The sequence below is a fragment of the Chitinophaga sp. 22308 genome, assembly GCF_052045305.1.
Classification (GTDB): domain Bacteria; phylum Bacteroidota; class Bacteroidia; order Chitinophagales; family Chitinophagaceae; genus Chitinophaga; species Chitinophaga varians_A.
This window is the reverse complement of sequence record NZ_JBQEOP010000006.1, coordinates 101,134-124,994: the sequence shown is the minus strand read 5'-3', so window position 1 is coordinate 124,994 and position 23,861 is coordinate 101,134. Positions and strand designations below refer to the sequence as shown.

The 23,861-nt window shown below is 51.6% G+C and carries 18 protein-coding genes; 3 read left to right on the top strand and 15 right to left on the bottom strand.

Annotated elements, in window-relative coordinates; genetic code table 11:
• Nucleotide 1 precedes the first annotated feature (1 nt).
• Nucleotides 2-3,298: a SusC/RagA family TonB-linked outer membrane protein gene (locus ACTJJS_RS24295; protein WP_440665673.1), complete on the bottom strand. Its 3,297-nt coding sequence runs from the start codon at nt 3,296-3,298 to the stop codon at nt 2-4.
• A 469-nt stretch (nt 3,299-3,767) separates the two neighbouring features.
• Here ACTJJS_RS24295 and ACTJJS_RS24290 point away from each other — a divergent pair, with 469 nt between their 5' ends.
• Nucleotides 3,768-4,319, top strand: a complete 552-nt coding sequence (locus tag ACTJJS_RS24290; RefSeq protein ID WP_440665671.1) for an RNA polymerase sigma factor — start codon at nt 3,768-3,770, stop codon at nt 4,317-4,319.
• A gap of 41 nt (nt 4,320-4,360) precedes the next feature.
• Complete coding sequence (locus ACTJJS_RS24285) at nt 4,361-5,584, top strand: FecR family protein (RefSeq protein WP_440665669.1); 1,224 nt, start codon at nt 4,361-4,363, stop codon at nt 5,582-5,584.
• A gap of 3 nt (nt 5,585-5,587) precedes the next feature.
• Here the strand turns inward: ACTJJS_RS24285 and ACTJJS_RS24280 are convergent, their stop codons facing one another.
• From ACTJJS_RS24280 to ACTJJS_RS24255, 6 genes are all read right to left on the bottom strand, one after another.
• Nucleotides 5,588-6,346 carry a LytR/AlgR family response regulator transcription factor gene (locus ACTJJS_RS24280; RefSeq protein WP_440665667.1) on the bottom strand — a complete coding sequence of 253 codons (759 nt, stop codon included), beginning with the start codon at nt 6,344-6,346 and terminating at the stop codon, nt 5,588-5,590.
• Nucleotides 6,347-6,356: 10 nt separating this feature from the next.
• Complete coding sequence (locus ACTJJS_RS24275; protein WP_440665665.1) at nt 6,357-7,460, bottom strand: sensor histidine kinase; 1,104 nt, start codon at nt 7,458-7,460, stop codon at nt 6,357-6,359.
• A gap of 53 nt (nt 7,461-7,513) precedes the next feature.
• Nucleotides 7,514-8,932, bottom strand: coding sequence for an efflux transporter outer membrane subunit (locus tag ACTJJS_RS24270; RefSeq protein ID WP_440665664.1), 1,419 nt, complete (start codon nt 8,930-8,932; stop codon nt 7,514-7,516).
• 24 nt (nt 8,933-8,956) lie between these two features.
• Nucleotides 8,957-12,127 carry an efflux RND transporter permease subunit gene (locus ACTJJS_RS24265; protein ID WP_440665662.1) on the bottom strand — a complete coding sequence of 1,057 codons (3,171 nt, stop codon included), beginning with the start codon at nt 12,125-12,127 and terminating at the stop codon, nt 8,957-8,959.
• A 19-nt stretch (nt 12,128-12,146) separates the two neighbouring features.
• Nucleotides 12,147-13,334 (bottom strand): efflux RND transporter periplasmic adaptor subunit, encoded by a 1,188-nt coding sequence (locus ACTJJS_RS24260; RefSeq protein ID WP_247655102.1) that lies wholly within the window; start codon nt 13,332-13,334, stop codon nt 12,147-12,149.
• A gap of 209 nt (nt 13,335-13,543) precedes the next feature.
• On the bottom strand, nt 13,544-14,518 hold the full coding sequence (locus ACTJJS_RS24255) for a helix-turn-helix transcriptional regulator (RefSeq protein WP_440665660.1): 975 nt from the start codon (nt 14,516-14,518) through the stop codon (nt 13,544-13,546).
• A gap of 108 nt (nt 14,519-14,626) precedes the next feature.
• Here ACTJJS_RS24255 and ACTJJS_RS24250 point away from each other — a divergent pair, with 108 nt between their 5' ends.
• The gene (locus ACTJJS_RS24250) at nt 14,627-15,097 is read left to right on the top strand and encodes a hypothetical protein (RefSeq protein WP_440665659.1); all 471 of its coding nucleotides are present in this window, start codon (nt 14,627-14,629) and stop codon (nt 15,095-15,097) included.
• On the opposite strand, the gene ACTJJS_RS24245 is transcribed toward ACTJJS_RS24250, so the two are convergent.
• The 8 genes from ACTJJS_RS24245 to ACTJJS_RS24210 form a co-directional block, all read right to left on the bottom strand.
• Nucleotides 15,090-15,560, bottom strand: coding sequence for a heme-binding domain-containing protein (locus ACTJJS_RS24245; protein ID WP_440665657.1), 471 nt, complete (start codon nt 15,558-15,560; stop codon nt 15,090-15,092). The genes ACTJJS_RS24250 and ACTJJS_RS24245 overlap by 8 nt on opposite strands.
• 63 nt (nt 15,561-15,623) lie before the next feature.
• Nucleotides 15,624-16,262: a DUF3347 domain-containing protein gene (locus ACTJJS_RS24240; RefSeq protein WP_440665656.1), complete on the bottom strand. Its 639-nt coding sequence runs from the start codon at nt 16,260-16,262 to the stop codon at nt 15,624-15,626.
• Between the two features lie 23 nt (nt 16,263-16,285).
• Nucleotides 16,286-16,834 (bottom strand): DUF3347 domain-containing protein, encoded by a 549-nt coding sequence (locus ACTJJS_RS24235; RefSeq protein ID WP_440665654.1) that lies wholly within the window; start codon nt 16,832-16,834, stop codon nt 16,286-16,288.
• A 31-nt stretch (nt 16,835-16,865) separates the two neighbouring features.
• Nucleotides 16,866-18,089, bottom strand: a complete 1,224-nt coding sequence (locus tag ACTJJS_RS24230; protein WP_440665652.1) for an efflux RND transporter periplasmic adaptor subunit — start codon at nt 18,087-18,089, stop codon at nt 16,866-16,868.
• Between the two features lie 16 nt (nt 18,090-18,105).
• Entirely contained in the window at nt 18,106-19,305 is a 1,200-nt protein-coding gene (locus ACTJJS_RS24225) for an efflux RND transporter periplasmic adaptor subunit (RefSeq protein ID WP_440665651.1), read from the bottom strand.
• Nucleotides 19,283-20,593 (bottom strand): TolC family protein, encoded by a 1,311-nt coding sequence (locus ACTJJS_RS24220; RefSeq protein WP_440665650.1) that lies wholly within the window; start codon nt 20,591-20,593, stop codon nt 19,283-19,285. The genes ACTJJS_RS24225 and ACTJJS_RS24220 overlap by 23 nt, the downstream gene beginning before the upstream one ends.
• Nucleotides 20,577-22,574 carry an efflux RND transporter permease subunit gene (locus tag ACTJJS_RS24215; RefSeq protein WP_247655103.1) on the bottom strand — a complete coding sequence of 666 codons (1,998 nt, stop codon included), beginning with the start codon at nt 22,572-22,574 and terminating at the stop codon, nt 20,577-20,579. The genes ACTJJS_RS24220 and ACTJJS_RS24215 overlap by 17 nt, the downstream gene beginning before the upstream one ends.
• On the bottom strand, nt 22,513-23,802 hold the full coding sequence (locus ACTJJS_RS24210) for an efflux RND transporter permease subunit (protein ID WP_343746392.1): 1,290 nt from the start codon (nt 23,800-23,802) through the stop codon (nt 22,513-22,515). Before ACTJJS_RS24210 ends, ACTJJS_RS24215 begins: the two co-directional genes overlap by 62 nt.
• Nucleotides 23,803-23,861 lie beyond the last annotated feature (59 nt).

The window sequence follows — 23,861 nt, the reverse complement described above, 5'->3', positions numbered from 1 at the left end:
TTTACAGTGTGATTTCAAATCCTCCGGCTATTGTTTTCAAAGGCGGGATGCCGTAGAAATTTTGTGTTTCGGGATCGCCTAGGTAGTTAGTAATAGTAAATAGGTTTTGTCCCTGAATAAAACACTTTCCACCTTTTAGTCCGATCTTTTTAAGCGTATTTTCAGAAATCATGTAACTCAGAGAAACGTTTTTTAATCTGATAAAGGATGCATCACCATAAGCACCGCTTGATCTTGTAAATAGCGTTCCTTGTGTATATGCAGGGCTGTTATAGGTTGTGGTGTATTTTTCAAATGAAGCGTTGTCTCCGGATTTTGTCCATCTATCGGATACAATAGCCGGTTGATTAAACATGAGGCCAGGAAAGTACCTGAATTGGTAGATGCTTAACTGGTTGTTAGGTCCCCATTGTTTTCTAAAGCTGAATAATACATTTAGCCTAAATCCTTTATAGCTGAGTTCACTTCCGAGCGAACCATAGTAATCGGGATCTGTTTTTCCAACATATTGATAATCCTTGTAGTCAGTAGAGTTGTCCTTGTTGATGTCTTCAAATGTAAATAAACCTGTTTTGGGATCTACGCCAGTATATTTAAGTAGTTTTACGAGATTGACTGATTTCCCAATTTGATAGGTGTTCGCATAACTAGACATCTCAAGGGATGGGAAGCTTACTAAGCTATTCGTTGGTATTGTCAGAATCGACTGTATGCTCCACCTGAGTATTTTTGAGTTAATAATTTTAACATTCAGTTCTAACTCCCATCCTTTGTTGATAATAACGGCCGGTAGATTTTTGGTGATACTTGAAAATCCGGTCTGAGTGGCAAGTGGATAGTTGACGAGTTGATTACTGCTGTTATTTCTGTAATATGTGGCCGTAAAGAGAATTTTGTCTCGCCAGAGTCCTAGATCCAGTGAACCCTCTAATTTTTTATTCGTTTCCCAGTTGAAATCGGGGTTAAATGGATTTTCTGGACGTACTGTTGTGCCTCCCTGATAAGAAAGGAAGGGCACCCAGGTGGAGAGGTATTTATAGTCTCCAATCTGGTCACTACCTGTGGTGCCGTAGCTCCCTCTTAGTTTTCCATAACTTAGGAAATTAACATTATGTGAGAAGAAGGGTTCATTGGTAAAGATCCAGGCCAGGCCAGCAGCTCCAAAGTTGGAGAACCGCCTATTAGGTCCAAACCTGGAAGAGCCGTCTCTTCGTCCGGTAAGATTTACAATGTATTTATTTGCATATGTATAGTTTACACGTGTGAATAGCGCTTCGTACCTGTATTTAGAGTCATCTGATAATTTGTTAAGCACATTTGGGGCAGCACCAATTGACCCTAACAGGGCGTCTGTAGTATATCCACTAAAGCTGAGAAAAACGTTATCTCTTTGTATGGTTTGCCATGTACTACCAAGTAATAAATTTATTTTCCCTCTCAGAAGAGATCTGGTATATTCTAACTGCGGCTCGATAATCCAGCTTTTGAAGTTGGTATTAGCAAAAGATGATGATCCTGTTGGGTTTGTAGCCGGATTCGCCGCTGAGATGGGAATGAGTTGTTGCTCTTTTACGGTCATGATGTTAAACCCTGCACTGGTACGAAAAGTAAGTCCGTCAATTATTTTATATCCGATAGTCAGGTTATTCAGAAAATTGTTCGTTGTGGCTGTGGATTGTGTCAGTAATGCGCTCATTGGGTTTTGGAAACTTGCTCCTCCTTTAGCCCAGTTGAGGTGTCCGGTTGAGTCATAAAGTTCAGGTATATTTGGAGGGAGTTGAGACCCAAGCTGACTGCTGGCTATTAATTTGTTATTGTCAAATGTCGATAACGAAGTGACTGAAATGGTTAATTTCCTATTGGAAGTTGTATGATTTAGATTCAGCTTAATAGACGATTGATTGTCTGCTGCATCGGAAGGTAGTATTGTGTTTTCTCGATGAAAGTTTCCTCCCAGTGAGAACTGGGTCTGTTCACTACCGCCGGAAACAGACAAGGTGGCATTCAGGAAGCGCGCCTGTCCGCCATAGAATAGTTTCTGAAGGTCGGTGTATCTGGTGGTATCCCAAACCATAAGGTCGGGTGCATATCCACGTGAGGTAGGGTTCGCGCTTGGTGTCAGGTCGTCGTTCTTGAAGGCTTCTCTGCGCATTTCCAGATATTCCCTGGTGTTCATCATTTTGATCGTCCGGGTTGCTGTACTAACACCTGTATTTACATTCGTATTGAGTGTTGTTTTTCCGGCTTTGGCTTTCTTGGTCGTAATAAGTATTACACCGCTTGCTCCACGGCTGCCATAGATGGCGGTAGCATCTGCATCTTTCAGCACTTCTATGCTTTCAATGTCTGATGGGCTGAGCATACTGAACGGACTTAATCCTGCGTCTTTTTGATTAAGTATGGAGTTGAGGGTATTGATATTTCCATTATTAGGTGCAAAAGGTATTCCATCGATAATGAACAACGGTTCAGAACCGTTAATCAGGGAGTTTTGTCCCCTTACCTGAACCTTCACGGAAGCGCCAGGCCCTCCACTGCTTTGTGTGATTAATACTCCAGGGATTTTCCCTTCCAATGCCGCCAACGGATTCGATACCGGCTGCATACGAATCTCCTCCCCGGTCACTTTCCCAATGTTCCCCGTATTCAACCTCCTCGATGTAGTACCATACGCCATCACCACCGTCTCATCAAGTCGATTGTCCGCCACCTCCAGCTTCACCTGCAGCGGCTCACTGGTAGCGGTTATTAGCTTAGAAGTATAACCAGTATAGCTGATCTGCAGCAATGCCCCGCGCGGCACGTTATTAATGGAGAACCTTCCCTTTTCGTTGCTGACAGCGCCTTTCTGTGTGGACTTTACAATGATAAAAGCGCCTGGCAGTGGCATGCCGTTCTGGTCTCTGACCACGCCGGAAATGACATGGCCTACAGAGTCAGCGGGAGCCATGCTCACCGGTGCAGCTGCTTTCTCCGGCTTTAATACAATTGTCTTTGTCCTGAATTCCCATGTAATGCCTTTGGCAGAAAGAATATCTTTCAATACATCATTGAGCAGCGCTTTTTTTACGTATATGCTTACCCGGTAGTTGTCCTGTATCTGGTTGGTGTTATACATGAACACCAGACCGGTCTGCTTCTCGATGCCCTTAAAGACTTTACTGACGGGAGCGTCTTTAAAGGAGAGTGTCACTTTCATTTCCCCCTGGCCGGAGGCGCTCACAGGAGGGGAGATGTACAGCATACCGGCAATAAGTACCAGTGTGATCAGTTGACGTACATAGTGTGTAAAGTTCATGACAATGTGTTGATGGTTTGATAATTTGTTGTTGCAATCAGGTACTTCTAATATGAAGACAACAAAAAAAAATCGCTGGCCTAACAACACCGGAATTTTTTCGCATTAACTTAATGTTACGTCACTATAGCCCATAACAGAAAATTAACATGCAAAATTGCTATTTGCAATCTTTCTTTGCATTTGAGTTTTCATAACAACTGCTTAACATTTTTTCTTTTCGTCCCATTCGCTGTAGCCTCCGGTTATGTGTTATTTTCATGTAAGACTATTATTGATATGCTTTAGTACGTTACTCGGTTTGCAAAAAGAAACTAGCGCGCTGTGCGGGCGCCAATCATCAACATAACATTATTCCCATGCTTAACACTATGTCAGTGCTTTATCGCAACTGGCCTGTTTATCCCTTTGACGGACATTTTTACGGCATACCTTGTCGCTGCTGCATATCAAGACCGAATACACAGCCATGAACAAGTACGAAAATGATATGATATTATGGCAAAAGCTAAAGGAAAAAGATCCGGATGCTTTTGGGCATGTATATACCACCTACCGTAAATGGCTGACGGTAGTAGCTTATGGAATCGTGCAACAGGATACGGAAGCACAGGACCTGGTACAGAAGTTTTTTGTGGACCTCTGGCAGATGGACTGGAGCAAAACCGGCGCCCTTGCAGGCCCGATCAGGAATTTCCTCTTTATCAGTATCCGCAACCGTAGCCTTAACTATATCCGGGCCAGCGAAATCATGCGTAAACGCGCAGCCCGCCTGCAACTGCCGCCCGATTACGAACCACCTGCCGATATCCTGGAGAATAAAGAACTTCAGCAACACCTGACCGACGCCATGGCCCAATTGCCTGCCGTCAGGGCCAGGGTATTTAAACTGGGATACCTGCACCAGTTTACCCGCCAACAAATAGCCAACTACCTGGGCGTTAGTGAAGCCACCGTGAAAACACACATGGCACTCGCCCTGAAAGATCTGCGGAACCTGCTGAAAAATAAAGTCTATTGACCGTTAGCCCGCCTTGCCAAAAAATGTGTCTTATTTAAGTGATGAGAGCCAATTTAAAAATACAGCAACTGATGATGGAGAAAATCGGTCGCGTAATTAACGCTGCTGATGAAGCCTATCTCGACCACCTGATCGAAACCGACAGCGTGGTGGCCAGCGTATGGCACCAGACAGTACAACTATATTCTTCCGAAGACATTGAAAACAGCTTTAGCCGGTTTGATCACCTCCAATGGCAGGAGATCACCATGCTACCTGTTGATACCAATATAACTACCCCTATGCCATGGGAACAGGACAGTCAGCCAGATGCCACTGTCCCGCTGGTATCACAAAACGAATCACCTGGCCCGATAACAATAACCCGACGCATACACCCGGCCGCCTGGGCCGCTGCCGCTGCATTGGTTGTTGCGGCCGTCTTTTCCTGGTGGCTGTTCCAATCCACACGGCCTGCCCTCCAGCGCCTGGAACTCGCCGATAAAAAACATGGCGTACAACTGCAACTGGCCAGTGGTAAAGTAGTGAACCTGTCCACCGACAGCGGCACCATCGCCCTGCCAAAAATGCAATTCACCAACAATAATAAAACGTTTTCACTGGCGACAGGTACCATCGACAAATCAGCAGAAAACGAAAAGTTAACATTGGCCGTACCTGTTGGCCTCGATTATAAGGTGAAACTGCCCGATGGCACGGACGTATGGCTCAACTCCGCCACTACCATGCGTTTCTCCGTACCTTTCCTCAACAAGGAAAGAGAAGTGTTTATCGATGGGGAAGCATTTATTCAGGTGGCTAAAGACGTGGACCGGCCCTTCCTGGTACACACTGCCACCAGCACGGTACAGGTGCTCGGCACCTCTTTTAATGTCAATTCCTATGATAACAATACTATCAAGGTATCACTGGTGGAAGGAGCGGTGAAAATGAGGGAAAACGGGGAAGAGGTAACGCTCAAACCCGGTCAACAGGCCGTCGCCAACGGTAAAGGCATCAGTATCCATCCCTTCGACGAATCAGAAGAACTCTCCTGGCGCCAGGGCGTCTTCTATTTCTCCAACACCTCCCTGGCGGAAATAGCCCGTGTGCTTCCCCGCTGGTTCGGTATCCCCGTGATCATGGACAACAATCACATCGCCGGCGAAACCTTCACTGGAAGCCTGGAGCGGAGCCAGTCCATCAACACATTCCTGGAAAACCTGAAATCAACAACAGCCGTAGATTATTATTTCGATAAAAACGGACGCCTGCATTTTAAATAAGCATCACTTGTCCAACCACTGTTTAAACAGCGGAACTTTCTCTTTGCTGACCAGCACTTCCCGCTCAGGGTCCCGCTTCAGCCGTATCTGCAGTTTGCCGTTAAAAGAGTGGAGTATACGGTCTATACTGTGTACACCGATGATATGCTGCCGGTTAGCACGGAAAAACTGAATAGGGTTTAACTGCTCTTCCAGCTCGTCCATCGTCTGGGTGACCACCACATGCGACTTGTCCTTCAATACCAGATGGGTGACATTGGCAGCGTAAAATACAAAATCAACATCCTCTACCAGCACAGTGCGGTACCCATCCCGGAACGGGAGCATGAAACGGGTACGATAGGAAACTTCTTTTTGTTTGAAAAATTCAAGCAGCTGTTGTACCATCTCGGTCGGACCGGCCTGCACCGGTTCTTTTCTGATCTTGTCCAGCGCCTGCCGCAGGTCTTCTTTCTCAATCGGTTTCAACAGGTAGTCAATACTATTCACCTTGAATGCCCGGATGGCGTATTCGTCATAAGCGGTAGTGAAGATAACAGGACATTGAAGCGGCACCTGCTGGAAGATGTCAAATGACAAGCCATCGGCCAGCCGGATGTCCATCAGGACCACGTCAGGGTGAGTGTGCTCCCGGAACCAGGCCACGCTGCCGGTCACGGTGTCCAGCAAGGCGTCCACCTCCGCATCGGGACAGATGTCCTGCACCAGGTTCTTTAAGCGGGTTGCATTGGGTTTTTCGTCTTCTACGATCACAACTCTCATACAGTTAATTTTAAAAGTCCAGTAAGGGCAGCATCACCATAAACATCCCGTTTTCTTCTCTGATGTGGGGTGTTTGGTCAGAAAGCAGGGCATAACGGTTCCGGATATTTTCCAGGCCCAGTTTGGTTGACGGTATCACATTGAGGATACGCTGTTTGTTATTGCTGACAGTTAATTTTCCTTCTTCGTTTTGATAAATATGAATGTGCAGCGGATGATCCCCCGTGGCCACATTGTGTTTGATGGCATTTTCTATCAGCAGCTGGAGCGTGATAGGGGGGATGCCCCGGCCGGTAATATCATCCGGCACATCAATCCGGATGTCCACATTGTCACCATGCCGTATCCGGATCAGGTAGATGTAGGCTTGTATGAAACGCAACTCTTCTTTTAAGGTGATAATATCATTGGGAAGGTTCACGATCATATACCGGTATACCCGCGAGAGATTTTCGAGGAAAGACAACGCAATGGTTTTATCTTCTTCAATCAATGCAGACAGTGTACTGAAATTGTTGAACATAAAATGCGGGTCGAGCTGCAGCTTGAGGGACTGCAGCTGCGACTGCATGGCTATTTGCCGTAAATCGGCGGCTTTAAGCTCCAGCTCGGAAGCCTCCAGCATGGAGGTTTTCCAGCGTTGCAGGAAATAGTTGCCGGTATGTACGGCGCTGATCAAAATTGATAACATCACACACACGAACACGAACTGCCACTCTTCCAGCTTTTCCGGTACGGTGACCGGCTCGTTCTCCCTCGGCCCGAATATAAGTGAGAGGATGACGTAAAAAATACTCAGCAATACACCAACGGAGATGATCTGGCCACAGAGCTGGGCAATGAAACGCCGGATAGGCCATCGTTCCCAGGGAATCCACCGGTCCATCCACCGGGCGGTGATCAGGCTCAGCTCCGTGATCAGCCAGCAGAAGATCATCATAATGGTGATCTCTGTCATCCAGTCCTTCCAGCTCTGTTTGAACATCCTGGTCCACGACTCGCTGTAAGGATTTACCAGGTAGGACAACAGGTAATACAAGAGAAATATCATCGGAATGATAAATATCCGGTAATACCTGTTGAACATTTTTTCTGCTCTGTTATTTTTGGTCATTGCTTGTTTTTAGTGCTTCAACTGGGCCTAAATATAAAGTAATCATATGATACCTATTTCCAGCCGCCGCCAAGCGAGCGGTAAAGCTCTACTACGGCGCTTTGTTGGGCACGTTGTACGGAAGCGAGGTCCAGCTCACTTTGCAGTACATTGCTCTGGGCGGTAATGACTTCCAGGTAGGTGGCCATGCCACTTTGAAACAGTAAGCCGGCGTTTTTGGTCGCGCTATGCAGCTTGTCCACCCTTAGTTGCGTCATCTCCTGTTGCGCTTTGAGTTTGTCGATCTTCACGAGGGCGTCTGATACTTCTCCAACGGCTGTCAATACCGATTTTCTGAAGTCGATGGCTGCTTTTTCCCATTCAATTTTAGCTATTTCCCAATCTGTCTTTAACTTCTTCCGTTGGAAGATCGGCTGCGTGATGCTGCCGGCTACTGTTTCAAAAAGGCTGCCTGGTATGCTGAACCAGTTACTGGCTTTAAACGTGTTAAGGCCGGCAGTGGCGGTAATGTTCAGGGCTGGGTACATGCTGGCCTGCGCGATGCCTGCTTTGGCATTGGCCACTTTTACGGCCATTTCGGCTGCCTGTACGTCGGGGCGTTGACTGAGCAGACTGGCAGGAACGCCTGCCTGCAGGGGGCTGCCGGTGACAACGGATGAAGGCCGGTTGCTGCGGCTTACGCTGGCGGGCAGCGTGCCGGTAAGGATGCTCAACGCATTTTCCTGGAGTATGATCTGCTGCTCCAGCTGGGGAAGCAGGGCGGCGGCCACCTGCCGCTGCGCGGCGGTTTGTTCGATGGCCAGGTTGTTGATCATGCCTGACTGGTACTGCAGCTGCATCATCGACAATGTGCTGTCGTTCAGCGCCAGGTTTCTGGCGGCGATGCCGCGTTGCTGGTCCAGCATCAGCAGGTTGTAATACCCCTGCGCTACTTCGCTCACGATGCGGGTCTGCACAGCGCGGGCAGCTTCATTGCTGGCGAGGTAACTAGCCAGGGCGGCTTCTTTCATCCGGCTGATTTTACCCCAGGCCACAACTTCCCAGCTAAGGCTGACGTTAGCGTTGTAATCGTCCATATAACGGGTACCCATAAACTGGTCGGCCATGGAGCCGTTCAGACTGTTCTTGGACGGGTAGCTGCGGTTGGCCTGTATCTGCAGGTTGATATCCGGCAGATTGCCCAGCCTGGCGGTTTTGAGCGTTTGCGCGGAGATCTCCGCATTTTTCAGGGCGGTCTGTATGTCGAAGTTGTGGGCGATGGCGCTGTCGATCAGCGTTTGCAGCGCCGGGTCAGTGAAGAAGGTCTTCCACGACAGCTGGCCGATATTGCTGCTGTCTGCCGGAGCGGCCATGTCCCGGTATTGGGCAGGTACCGCGGTAGCCGGTCTGGTGAACTCTTTGCCCACCCTGCAGGCCATCACCGTGCTGGAAAGCACGGCAATAGCGAACAACAGTGATTTATTGGTAGTCATTGTATACTGAATTTTTAAAAGTGTTTATACCGCTACGGCTTCTTTGACGGCTACCGGTTTTTTACCGGAGACTTTCTCCTGCAGGTACTGGAACACGATAAATAATACCGGGATGATGAACACACCGAGGATAACACCGGACAACATACCACCGGCGGTGCCGATACTGATGGAATGGTTACCCAGGGCTGACGGACCTTTTACGATCATCAGCGGTATCAGGCCGGCCACAAAGGCAAGCGATGTCATGATGATCGGCCGGAGACGCAGCTTGGCAGCCTCCAGGGCGGCCGACAGGAGCGTTTTGCCTGCACGGCGCCGCTGTACGGCAAATTCCACGATCAGGATGGCGTTCTTGGCCAACAGGCCGATCAACATCACCAGGCCTACCTGCACATAAATGTTGTTATCGATACCGGCCATGTTGATGGCGAGGAATACCCCCAAAATACCGGTAGGGATGGACAACAGTACGGCCAGCGGCAACAGGTAACTTTCGTATTGCGCTGCCAGCAGGAAGTATACGAACACCAGCGCCAGGATAAAGATGAACACCATCTGGTTGCCGGCGCTTTTTTCTTCCTTGCTCAAACCGGTCCATTCGTAGCTGAAGCCGGTAGGCAGTTTGGTAGCTGCCAGTCTTTCCACGGCCCTGATGGCGTCGCCGGTGCTGTAACCCGGTTTGGGTATGGCATTGATGGCGATGGAGTTGAACAGGTTGTAACGGTTCATCATCTCGGGGCCATATACTTTCTTCAGGGTAATGATACTGTTCACCGGCACCATCTGTCCCTGGTCGTTCTTCACGAATATGCCTTCGAGGCTGCCGGGATTGCTGCGGGACTTGGGCTCCGCCTGTACCATCACGCGGTAATATTTGCCAAACCGGTTGAAGTCATTGGCCTGGTTACTACCATAGTAAGTTTGCATGGTCATCATCAGGTCGCTCACGCTCACGCCCAGCTGTTTGGCTTTTACGGCGTCCACCATCAGTTCGTACTGTGGAAAATCCGCCTTGAACATGGTAAAGGCCACGCCTATCTCGGGTGTCTGCATCAGTTCACCGATGAACTTATTGGCTGTTTCGCTGAACTTCTCCACGGGGCCGCCGGTGCGGTCCTGCAGTACCAGTTCCAGGCCGCTGAAGGAGCCGAAGCCGGGCACCGTCGGGAAGGTGAACACACTGAAGGTGCCTTCCTTGATGGTCGCCAGTTGTTCGGTAAGTACGGCCACGATGTGGTTGATATCGCTGGTGTCGCCGCGTTCCTTGATAGGCTTCAGTTTCACAAAGCCCATCGCGTAAGCGGGACTGGCGCCGTTGCTCAGAATGTTATAACCAGAGATGCTGGTCTCGGACTCAACGAAAGGCATCTTTGTCAGGATGTCGTCTGCACGGTGCAGTACCTGTGTGGTCCTGTCCAGGCCTGCGCCCGGAGGGAGCGACAGGGAGTAGGCCACGAAGCTGCCGTCCTCGTTGGGGATGAAACCTTTCGGCGTGGTCTGCATCAGCCATACGGTGGCTGCAGTAATGATGCCGAGTAAACCAAGGCCCACCCATTTATAGGAGATCAGCCATTTTACCGCGCGGCCGTATTTATTGGTCAGTGCTGTAAAACCGGAGTTGAACGCGGTGAAGAAACGGCCTGCAAATCCTTTCGGAGCGGCGGCTTTGCCATCATCTGTGCCTTCGCCGGCGTGGGTGTTCTTCAGGAAGAGGGCACACAATGCGGGGCTCAGCGTCAGCGCGTTCAGCGCGGAGATCAGGATGGCGATGGCCAGCGTGAAGGCAAACTGCCGGTAAAATACACCTGTTGGTCCTTCCATAAAGCCTACCGGCAGGAACACGGCGGCCATGACCAGGGTGATGGACACGATAGCGCCGGTGATCTCGCCCATGGCGGACATGGTGGCGGCTTTGGCCGGCAGGTGCGATCGTTCCATCTTACTATGCACGGCCTCCACTACCACGATGGCGTCGTCCACCACGATACCGATGGCCAGCACCAATGCAAAGAGCGTCAGCATATTGATGGAAAAGCCCATCATCTGCAGGAAGAAGAAAGTGCCTACCAGCGATACCGGTACCGCGATGGCGGGGATCAGGGTGGAACGGAAATCCTGTAAGAACAGGAACACGATCACAAACACCAGTACGAATGCTTCTATCAGCGTGGATTTTACCTGTTTGATGGAGATGTCCAGCTGCTCTTTGGTGCTCATGGTTATATTGTAACGTATCCCTTTGGGGAACAATTTGGACGCATTTTCCATCACTTCGCCGATGCTGGTCTGGATGGCGTTGGCGTTGGACCCGTTGGTCTGGAAGATGGCCATGGTCACGGCATCTTTGCCGTTCACGCGGTTATCGGTGGAGTAGTTGGCGGACCCCAGCTCTATACGGGCGAGGTCTTTCAGGTACAACACTGAACCGTCGGGCGCTACGCGGATAACGATCTTTTCATATTGTTCAGGGAGATTAAATTTCCCTTTATAGTTGATAACGAAAGACAGTGGTTCGTCGGAGCCTTCTCCGAACTTACCGGGAGCGGCTTCCAGGCTCTGGTCACGGATAGCGTTCATTACCTCGGCAGGCGTAACGTTATAGGCCGACAGCTGTTCAGGCTTCAGCCATACGCGCATGGAGTAGTCCTTGGCGCCGAAGATCTGCGCCTGGCCTACGCCCGGAATACGTTTGATCTCCGGGATGACGTTGATCTTGGCATAGTTCTGCAGGAAAGCTTCGTCGTATTTTTTATTATCGTCGCTCACCAGGTCGAGGATCATGATCATCCCGTTCTGCTGTTTGGTGGTGGTAACGCCGGCCTGTATTACTTCAGCGGGCAGCTGGCTGGTAACCTGCGCCACACGGTTTTGTACGTTTACCGCGGCCTGGTCAGGATCGGTGCCCAGTTTGAAGAAAACGGTGACAGAGCCGGTACCGTCGTTGCTGGCGGTGGACTGGATATAGGTCATGTTTTCCACGCCGTTGATGGATTCTTCCAGCGGTGTTACTACCGAACGCAGTACGGTGGCTGCGTTACCGCCGGGGAAGCTGGCACTTACCATAACGCTGGGCGGCGCAATGTCGGGGAATTGGGTCACCGGCAGGCGGGTAAGGCCTACGATACCCAGGATCACCAGGATCACCGATATCACGGTGGCGAGTACTGGTCGTTGAATAATTTTATTGAGCATGACTTGTATTGCTTTGGATTTATTTCACTGCTGCTGTGGCAGCGGTATCTTTACTGCTGGCGGCGGGTTTCACCACGGCGCCCTCCATCAGGGTTTCTATACCGGCAGTCACGATCCTGTCGCCTTTTTTCACCCCTTCGTGCACGATGAAGTTTTCTCCGCTTCTGCCAGCCAGATCAAGGATGCGGCGTTCCACTTTATTGCTGTCTCCCACCTGGTAAACAAACACTTTGTTCTGTAATTCCAGGGTGGCGGCCTGCGGCACCTGTATCACGCCGCTGTACAATTGTTCTACCCGCACTTTGCCGGTATTGCCGGAACGCAGCAAAGAGGCCGGATTAGGGAAAGTGGCACGCAGACTGATAGCGGCGGTGGTTTTGTTGAACTGGCCATCTACCATCTCAATACGTCCTTTGTGTGCGAAGGCTTCTCCGTTGGAGAGGATTAACGTTACAGGGCGCAGCTGTTTCAACTGCTGCTGTAAAGTGGCGCCGGACGCACCTTTGCTGAAGTTCATGAAGTCGTTTTCACTCATGGAGAAATACGCATATACTTCGCTGATGTCAGACAGGGTGGTGAGCGGCGTTGCGTCGCTTTTACCCACAAGATTGCCGATCCTTTTGGGGATACGGCCGATGTAACCACTTACCGGCGCTTTCACCAAAGTAAAGCCCACATTGATACGGGAGGAGGCTACCGCTGCTTTGGCCTGTTCCACATTGGCTTTGGCCGTTTGTAGCGTGGCGAGGGCTGTTTTTAACTGCATCTCGGCCATCACTTTGTTGTCTACCAGCGGTTTAACCTTGTCCACTTCCAGTTGGGCCGCATTCAGCGCGGATTCCATGGCATGCAGACTGGCGATGTCCTTATTGAGCTGCTCACGGTAGGTCTGGTCATTGATCTGGAACAGCGGCTGGCCCGCTTTCACATAGCTGCCTTCATCGACAAATATTTTATCGAGATAACCATCCACCTGCGGACGGATGTCGACATTCACCTTTCCTTCCAGCAGTGCGGAGTAATCGTTGGTGGTCATCGCGGTGGTGGTGTCTAAAGTCATTACCGGCAGTTCGGGCACGGGAGCTTCCATTCCGGCAGCTTCTGCTCCGGCTTTGCTGCCGCAGCTGCTGAGGGCGGCCGGCAACAGGCAGGCTATCATCAGCCCCGGGATCAGATGTCTGCTTATGTTGCTTTTTGGGTGTGTCATTGCCATCATTTTTTCTTTATAGAGGGCAAATGTGTGCTATTACAGGCGCGTACAGACCGACAATCCGGATGAACCGGAAAAAAAGGAGGGTGAACCGGAAAATAGGAGGAATGAAAAAAGACCGCCTGTGGAGGCGGTCTTGATAATTATGTCAGGACTGCTGATAGGCCTTAACAGGTGGTGGTGCTATCTATCCCGAGCCAGCTATATCATCGTGCTTTATTAGGCGAGCAGCCAAACTTCTTTTTAAAAGCGGCACTAAAATGCTGAATAGACGAATACCCCAGCATGACCGCAATCTCGCCAACTGTTTTATGTTGGTCCAGCAGGTAGGTGCGGGCCAATTCCAGCCGTTGTTCGGCTACAAAGCCAAATGCGGTGGTATGGAACATCTCTTTAAAGCCGTGTTTTAATTTGTATTCGTTTAGCCCTGCCAGTTTGGCCAGTGCAGAAAGAGTGGGAGGGTTCTCCAGGTTTTGTGACAGGTGCTCACGGACAAAGTGCAGCCGGTCGCGGTCATAGGGAGTACGTACCACGGAGTTTTTGGCGTGATGGTGTTCCTGGTAGGCAGCAGCTTCCAATACCAGCATCTCAATGGCTTTGGAAAAAAGGAACATCTTTTTAATACCGCCCTGGTAGCCGCAATGCAGGATGGCGTTGATAGTCTGCTGCATGGGAAGCGTAATGGGCATGGAACGGGGAGAAAGCGTGCTGCGCTGGCCGTTCATTACTTTATCGGCAAAGCGTTGCAGCACTTCATCGGAATGTTCTGTCAGTTGAAGAAAGAGGTCTTTGGAAAACTGGAGTATAAAAGCGGAAGCTTCCAGCTCCTGGATGTTCAGTACGCCCGGCACCATTTTGTTATACAGCATGTTGTGCGTATTGGTGGTAAAGTGCAGTGGCGTCTTCCCGTCAATAGGCTCCATGAGCAGGTCCCCTTTCATGATGAAATGCAGGTGGACCATATCAGCTTCGGTTTGCCAGGTTAACTGGCTGCGGCTGCTGTACTCCCAGTTGCTCCGGATCATGCGGATACCGTCGAACTGCCAGGTGGAAATTTTTCCCTGGCCAAACGGCGCCGATACCTCTGATGAGTTTTCATGTAAGTGAGGTGTAAAGATGTCCGGTTCGTCGGTGTTGAGCTTTTGCCGTCCGTTTCCGGCGGCGTCCCATTCCATCGGCATGGTACTTTTTTTACAAATCTAATTCCTTTTTATATAAATAAGGCTCCTTTTAATATAAACGGAAAAGGCCGGTGGTACAGACCTTTGTCGGTATAAAATCAAGTTAAGATGAACACCTATTTATTGAGTTTATTGGTGCATATTACCGGGCTGGCGATGGTGTCCGGTATCGTACTGGCAGGATTTATGGCGAACCGGCGGTTTTGGAAGATTTATGCGTCCGACAGGGTAAGGGCAGTGGCCATTTTGGACCTGACGGCCCGCTTTCCGGTGGCGATGGGCATAGGGATGTTATTGTTGCTCCTCTCGGGCACTATGATGATGGCACTGGTACATGGTACCTATGGGGAACAGCTCTGGTTCAGGATCAAAATGATCATGTTTCTGTTGGTGATCCTAAATGGGATACTGGGTAGAAGGCTGGGCCAGAAGATGAAGCCGGTATTGCAGGCGGCCACATCGGGCGAGAACATCAGCGCGTCCATTGAACCGCTGAAAGGCCGTCTGAACCTCTTCTACATTATCCAGCTGTTGCTGCTGCTGGCTATTTTTGCTTGCGGCGTATTGAAATTTACCTGACCGGTGCCTGGACGCTCATCTTTGCCATGGCGCTGTCTATCCAGGTGATGACCGCCTGTTGCTGGGCAGGTGTCCATATGGCTTCCTTGTGGATCAGGGTATAGGAAGATAACGGCATTTCGCCTTCTGTGATTTGTTCTTTCATTTCTTTCAGCTTATGCAGCTGCCGCTTGGTGGTATATTTTCCATACTCATGGAAATTCAGTTCTCTCTTGCCTTCGTTGACATGATTTGCCAGCCACCAGCTCACCGGCTGTATCTCCGCGTACCAGGGATAGTGCGTATAGTTACTGTGACAGTCATAGCAGGCTGCCTGTAATAATGCATGGATGCTGTCCGGCGTGGTGATTACCCGGCTAATGTCTGCTGTCTGGTCATTTCCCTGGTTTTTAGCCGGCCGGAAAAGCTGTATGCCGGCGAAGATGAGCAGCAATATGCCCGCGATTAATTTTCCCTTTTTCATAAGTAAGTGTCCCGGGGCATTGGCCCCGGGCTGTTTCAAATATAAGAAATTAAGTGGACCTGTTTATTGTTTCGCGGGTGCTATCAGTTCTTTTACAGCACCACAGCCGGTCATTTTACCACCCATATAAGGATTTTTAATCGTGGCAGATTCGCTCAGCCAGTAAGCGCCTTTATTTTGATCATACATGGGGCAATGGGCACGGTACAGTGGTTGGCCCCCACCAAAGGCTTTGGCCAGTTCATACATATCGTCGCTCATCATCACGAAGTGTTCCCGTTGATGCGCGATGTTACCGGCGTTTTTGCTGATATGTTCGGCGTGTTCCTTCAGGTCTTCTTCGTTGTTGAGATAGATTTTTTTCTGGTCTGCCGTGAGGCGGGACACGTCTGCTTTTGCCAGGGCGGCGCTCATGGTTTCGCCGGCTTTGGCAGCGGCGGCATCGTCATCGGCGGCGAGACTGTTTTTCAGTTGCAGATAGCCGTCCACGATGCCTTTCATGGCGGTGGCCATAGCGGGGTCCACATCGGTGAACTGCGGCTGTATGGTGGTTACGTCCGCAGCGGTGGCAGGTGCGGCATCATGATGATGCGCGGTGGCGGTGCTGTCGGTGTGACTGCCCTCATGAGTGGCAGTTTGATTGTTGCAGGCTGCAAAGGCCAGTGTGGCTACTGCCAGTGTGCTGGTGATAATCGTTTTCATGCGTGTGTACGTCTACGTTAGTGTTAGTGAATAGTTTCTTTTATTTCTCCGCAGGTGAGCATCTGTTCACCGAAATACGGGTTCTGAATATTTTTCTCAGTGCTCAGCCAGTAGCCGCCTTTATCGTTGAGGGCCATCGGACAGAAATCCACATACAGGGCGCCGCTGCTGACGCCTGATTTTTTCACCAGCGCAATCAGCTCATTGCTGAGCGACGCGTAGGCGGTACGCTGTGCTTGGATGTCTGCTGCCGACACGATGGCGGCTGCGGTGCTGGCGGTCTGTGTACCGCCGGCGAGGTCTTTGGCGCCTGTTTCAATAGCATTGGCTGCAATGCGTGCTGCGCCGGCGTCGCCGTTGACAAGCGCCTGCGACAGCAGCTGGTATTGCTGGTACACGGCGTTCAGCTGATCATCTTTCAGCTGAAGGGCTGCCGGCTGCGCGGCAGAAGCCTGTTCCGGCTGCTGCTGACGGGACGTGTCTGTGCTGTTGCCGGTAGTGGCGCTGTTGCCGCAGGCGGCCAGCACCAGGGCCGAGAGTACGGGAATGCCCGCTTTAACGAATGATGTCATGTGTTGATTTTTATGATGAACAGTAGGTTTTTTAATGTTGATGACTGGCCGCTGCTGCCAACGGGTCTGCGCCTTTTTTGAGGATATACTCGCTGTACAGCAGGTAGGCGCCGGTCACCACTACTTTATCACCGGCGGTCAGCCCGTCTGCTATCTCTACGGCATCGTAGTTCTCTATGCCGGTAGTGACGATGCGCGGTTCAAACTTGCCCTTGCTTTTTTCTATCCACACATGCGTGCCTTTACCATCGCGGATGACGGCATCTACCGGTAACGTCAGTACGTCGTTTTTACTTTTAACAGGTAGGAGTATATTGGCTTGCTGGCCCGGCTGCCAGCGGTTGTCGGGATTGGGGATGGTGCCACGCAGCTGCATCAGCTGACTACCGCTTTGCAGGGCAGGGTTGATGAACTGGACAGTCATCTGCTGCGGTTCCTGCTCCCAGCCAGCCACCATTACTTTAACAGTCTGTCCGGGTTTTACAGCATTGGCTTCCGCAGGGTAGAGGTCCGCTTCCACCCACAACTGCTGATAGCCTTCGAGGCGCATCACCGGACCGCCCTCGGCCACATACTGCCCTTCGGTGACAGACAGTTCGGACACTACGCCGCTTTGTGTGGCAGGATACGTCACATAGGGATTGACTTTCTGAGACTGCAACAGCTGCTGAATAGCGGCGTCGGACTGGTCATACAGCGACAGCTTCTGCCGCGCGCCTCTTTCTATCTGCGCAAAGCGGGCATCGTCGGGAAACTGCCGCGCCTGCGCGGCCGCCAGCAGGTATTCCTGCTGCAGGGCTGCCAGCTGCTCGGAATAGATGCGGTACAGCGGTTGTCCTTTGGTGACTTTGACACCTGTTTCGCGTACGTACAGCACTTCCACACGGCCGGGCACGCGGCTGGAGATGATATTGGTCTTCTCCGGATCGGTGGCCAGGCGGCCGTTCAGCTGTTTAAAACCTGCCAGGTTGCCGGCGCCGATGGTGACGGTGGTGATGTTGGCCAGCGCTATCTGGCTGTTGTCCAGCGTGAGTGAATGGTCCTTGTTGTTTTTGTCGAACGGCACCAGGTCCATGCCGCAGATAGGGCAGGTGCCGGGTTTGTTCTGCACGATCTGCGGATGCATGGGACAGGTGAACGTGGGCTGTGGCCCTGCCTGCGCCGCAGGTTTGCCGGTTTCCTTGCAGGCGGCCAGCAATACTGCAGGAGCAAGTGAGACCAGGAATATATTGCGTAAGAAATTTTTTCTTTCCATGGTTTGATGTTTTACACTATGGATTGGTTTTGATAAAACTTTCGCTGTCTACCAGGTAGGCGGCGTTAGAAGCCACTTCCCAGCCGGCGATGTTGGAGGTTACCTGTACCATGCCGGCTACAGTGGCGCCGGTGGTTACAGCTACCGGCATAAAGGCGCCCCCTGTTTTCCGGAACACGAGCGATTGATTGCCGGAGCGGTACACGGCTTTGGCGGGCAGCCACCATCCTTCGTGGTATACCAGCGGTATGCTGGCGGTCAGCAGCTGACCCGCGCGGAAATGGTGCGCGCCCAGGTATACCCTTGCCAACATGAAGTTTTGGCCGTTGCGGTATACCGGCTCTATCAGCCCGATGGTGCCGGGTTGCATGGCGTTTTTGTCATGCACCGGGTACAGCAACAGGCGCTGCTGCGTTTTTATTTTCGATGCCAGCGTGGAAGGAAAAGAGAATTCCGCCACGAGGTTGTCTGCCTGGTAGATGGTGAACAGCGACTGCCCTGCGTTGACGTATTGCCCCTCCCGCAGCATCACGGGCGTATTGGCGGGTGCCGCCGGCGTAGCGGCTGTGGGAGCGCTGCCACCACCGCCCATGCTGCTCATGCCGTCACCGGCAGGTGCGGCGGCGACAGGCGCTGTAGCGGTGGCCGCTGCGGCACTGCTTTGCTCCAGGATATAGCCGTTGGCGTTACTATATACCGGTATACGGTAAAGGATACGCCCTGTTTTCAACACCTGGTCTATCTGCGCAGGCTGCATGCCCAGCAGCTGCAATCGCTCACGGGCGGCGGAAAGCAGCGGGCCATCCTGTTTGGCTACGAGCAACAGCTCCCGCTGTGCGGCAGCCAGGTCAGGGGAGTAGATCTCCATGATCAACTGTCCTTTGCTGACCGGCTGGTAGTTGTATTTGACCAGCAGCCTTTCGATACGGCCGCCTACACGGCTGGCGATGCTGGTCTGCCGGCGGGTATCATAGGTGATGACACCGCTCACTTCAGCCGTATGGATGCGCGTGCCGCTGGTGGCATTGATCACCGGAATAGTGGCAATCACACGGGCATTGACGGGCTGCGTCAGCGCGGTAATGCTGCTGTCCGGCGTTTGTGTGTGACCGGTAGCATGCGTCTGCGCCGGTTTACGCTGGCAGGCTGCGAGGCCCAGCAGCACCAGTGCGGCAACAGGCAGGATGTTTATATTAGCGATATAGTTGTTTCTCATAATCCACGATCATTTCATAGAGTTTCAGTTTCTCGTCCAGAATATTGGACTGCATCATTGTCAGCGCCTCCCACGAGTCGATGACAGCGGAAAGCGACAGCTTGTTTTCCTGGTAATTCAGGAAACCGGTGTCCAGCGTTTGCCGCAGCGCCGGCACGATCTTGTCTTCCATAGCGCAGATACGCTGTTGCATGGAACGTATTTCGTACTGCATGCCGTACAGCATGCCCTGCGTTTCTTGTAGCATGGCGGACTTCTCCTTTTCCATGGCGGCTACGCTGTATTCCATGGACTTAATGCCTGACTTGTACATTTTAGATGCCCATGGCACAATCGGTATGCTGACCATGCCCATGGCGCTGAAAGCCTTTGGCATCGCAGGGCCCAGCGGTTGCATATGATCGAACCGTATCCTGAAGTCAGGCTTTTTGTCCCGCTTCATGGCTTCTGCGTTGAGCTGCATGGACCGGATGCTTTCATTCATCTTCAGGATATCCTGCCGCACGGCTGCCAGCGACGCGGTGTCATAGGACGATGCCTGCTCAAATACCGGTTGATATGCAGTGTCTATATCGAATGACTGGTTGCCGGGGGCGTTCATCAGGCTGTTGAGCCAGGAGCGCGCTTTGGAAATGGTGCCTTCCTGCATGCGGACCATGTTGCGGTTGTCTTCCAGTTTGGCCGCGGTTTTATAGACACCGCTGAGCTGCGACTGGTTATAGGGAAACCGCACTTCTTCAATTTTCTGCATGGTCTGCATGATTTTTTCATTCTCCTGCAACACGCGGATTTTTTGTTGTGCTACTATCCAGGTGAAGTACAACCGCTTTGCCTGCGCTTTTAATTCGTTGAGCGTAATGCCGCGGGTGGCCATTTCCACATTGCCCTGTGAAGCGATGTAACGCTTTTTGGCGGCCAGTTTGGCCGGATTGGGAATGTCCTGTTCCAGTTGCAGCATGAGGTTGCCTTTGTCGCGGTCGTCCATGATCATCTGGCCGGGATAGGGCGTCATAAAGGTACCGGCGCCCACCATGGGGGCCATCCAGGCGGTGGCTGCCTCGGCGCTGTGGCGGTAACTTTCCGCCTTCAGGCCGTAGGATTGCAGTAACACGTTGTTGCTGTCTATTTTCTGCAGAATATTTTGCAGCGATAATACCGGCGCCTGCTGCGCGCTGGCAACATGCGCCATCAAGGCCATCACCGGCATCAGTAACCGGGTGAGCCGCTTTGAGCCCTTGCTGCTTTGCGTTTTTGCCTGCGCATATTTATATTTAGTGATGTACTTCATGGATCTCCAGTTTTCCGTGCTTACGCAATTCATATTCTTTTGTCATGAGGAAGATCAGCGGGGTGACCAGCAAAATATGCGTGGACGAGGTGAGTACGCCGCCGATCATGGGCAGTACGATGGGTTTCATGACATCGGTGCCTACACCGTTGGCCCATAGCACCGGTACCAGCCCAAAAAGGGACACGCAGACGGTCATCAGTTTGGGGCGGAGCCTTTTGGCGGCGCCGTAGATCACGTGTACCCGCAGGTCTTCCCGTGTGATAGTCGCCGAGCTGTTGCCTTTTTGTTTCACCAATTGCTGCATGGCATCGTTGAGGTAGATGACCATCACAATACCTGTTTCCACCGCAATACCAAAGAGGGCGATGAAGCCCACGGCCACGGCCACGGACAGGTTAACGCCCCAGAAATAAATCATATAGGCGCCACCGATAAGGGCGAAAGGAACGGTGATCAGGCTCAGGAAAGCTTCGCGGATGGAGTGGAAAGCGAAGTAGAGTGAAAAGAAAATGATGATCAGCACTACGGGCGCAATCCATAATAGTGTCTGCTGGCCGCGGATCAGGTTTTCGTACTGACCGCTCCACTCCAGGTAATAGCCCTGTGGCAGGATGTTTTGTGCCTGGCCCATTTTGTTGATGGCTTCCTGTACGGTGCTGCCAAGGTCACGGCCACGAACGTTGAACAGTACGGCGCCCCGTAGCATGGCATTGTCGGACGTGATCATGGGCGGCCCGTCGGTGAATTTCACATCGGCCACGGCAGACAAGGGAACTTCGCCTGTGGTGGCAGACATAATGGGAATACGGCGGATACGTTCCACACTGTTGCGGTAGTCCTGTGCCAGTCGCACGCTGATAGAGAAACGTTGCCGCCCTTCGATGGTATTGCCGATGGGGGCGCCGCCCAGCGCGGTTTCTACGGTCTGGTTCACATCGTCTACGTTGAGGCCGTAACGGGCCAGGTCGGCCCGCCGAACGGTGATGTCGAGGTATTTGCCGCCGGTAACGGGTTCTACGTACAGGTCGGTGATACCAGGGGTGCCTTCCAGCGCCTTTCTCACTTTTTCGGAAACAGCTGCAATAGTGTCCAGCTGCTGGCCATATACTTTCACGCCTACGTCTGTACGAATACCCGTGGCCAGCATGTTGATACGGTTGATGATGGGCTGTGTCCATCCGTTCACAACACCGGGTATCTGCAATTTGGCGTCCAGCTCATCGATGATGTCTTTCTTCGTTTTGCCTTCGCGCCATTGCGATTTGGGTTTCAGCATTATGATGGTTTCGATCATGCTGATAGGGGAGTTGTCGGTAGCGGTGCTGGCGCGGCCCGCTTTGCCCAGCACTTTCTCCACTTCCGGCACCGACTTGATGATTTTGTCCTGTACCTGCAGGATACGTTTGGCTTCTGCATTGGAGATATCCGGGAGGGTGACGGGCATAAACAGGATGCTTTGTTCGTCCAGCGGCGGCATAAACTCACTGCCCAGGCTTTTCAGCAGCGGTATCGTGATCACCAGGGCTATCACGTTGACTGCGATGGTGGTTTTACGCCATTTTAATACACCTTTGATGACCGGTTCGTACAGGCGTTCCAGGAACCTGTTGACCGGATTGGCATTGTCCGGCCGGAACTTGCCTTTCATAAAGAAAGAGATCAGGACAGGCGCCAGGGTGATGACCAGCAGGGCGTCCATGATCATGATAAATGTTTTCGTATAGGCCAGCGGGTGAAAGAGCTTGCCTTCCTGCCCGGTCAGCATAAACACCGGGAGGAAAGAGGTGATGATGATGATAGTGGCGAAGAATACGCCGCGGGACACCTGTTTGCTTGACTGCTCAATGACTTTCAGCCTTTCTTCTTCGCTGATCCACTGCGGTGGTTTTTTAAATATCTTTTTCAGCCAGTTCATGTTATTGGTTTTTTTGTTGTTCCTGCCAGCTGGCGTACCGCTCAGCCAGATGTTTGTAGGCATTTTCACTCATGATGATACCATTGTCCACGATGACGCCGATGGCCAGTGCGATACCGGTGAGCGACATGATATTGGAGGAGATGCCGAAGGCGTTCAGCAGCAGGAAGCTGGCGGCCAGCGTAATGGGTATCTGTATGATGATGCTAAGGGCACTGCGCCAGTGGAAAAGGAAGATGATCACCACTACAGACACGACGATCATTTCTTCTATCAGCGTATGTTTGATGGAGTCCACCGATTCTTTGATCAGCTGTCCGCGGTCGTACACGATATCAAATTTCACCTGGTCCGGGAGTCCTTTGGCCACTTCTTTCATTTTGGCTTTCACGCGGTCGATCACTTCTGCGGCGTTTTCTCCGTAGCGCATGACCACGATGCCGCCTACACGTTCTCCCTGTCCGTCCTGGTCGAAGATACCGAGGCGTGTTTCGCCGGTCATCTGCACGGTAGCCACATCGGCCACGCGTATGGGAATGCTGTTTTGTGTTTTGACAGGTATGTCGGCGATTTCCTCAGCGGATTTCAGGTAGCCGGAAGTTTTGATGATATAACCGATGTCGCTGATTTCAAATTTGCGGCCGCCGGACTCATTGTTGTTGGTGCGGATGGCGTTGATCACTTCGGGCACGGAGAGGCGGTAGTACAGCAGTTTGTTGGGATCTACCGTGATCTGGTATTGTTTCTGGAAGCCGCCGAAGGAAGCGATTTCGCTGACGCCCTCCACATTTTGCAGGGCGAATTTCACGTACCAGTCCTGTAGTGCGCGTTGTTCGCCGAGGTCCATCTGTGGCGCGTCGAGCGTGTACCAGAGGATGTGGCCCACACCGGTGCCGTCAGGCCCCAGTTGCGGTGAAACGCCCGCCGGCAGTGTGCGGGACACGGTGCTGAGCCTCTCCAGCACTCTTTCGCGTGCCCAGTAGATGTCTGCATCATCCTGAAAAATAACATAGATAAAACTCATGCCGAACATGGAAGAGCCGCGTACATATTTGATTTTAGGCAATCCCTGGAGGTTGGTCACCAGCGGATAGGTGATCTGGTCTTCTATCAGCTGGGGGCCGCGGCCCATCCATTCTGTAAAGACGATCACCTGGTTCTCCGACAGGTCCGGAATAGCGTCAATAGGGTTCTTTTTAACGGCATAGATGCCCCAGGCAAAGAGGGCGGCTGCCAGCACCAGCACAATGAAGCGGTTGCGCAGCGACCATTCGATAATTCGATGTACCATATATCTTAATTCAATGGATACCAGAAGATAACAGAAACCGCTGCGGGTACAAAGTCTGT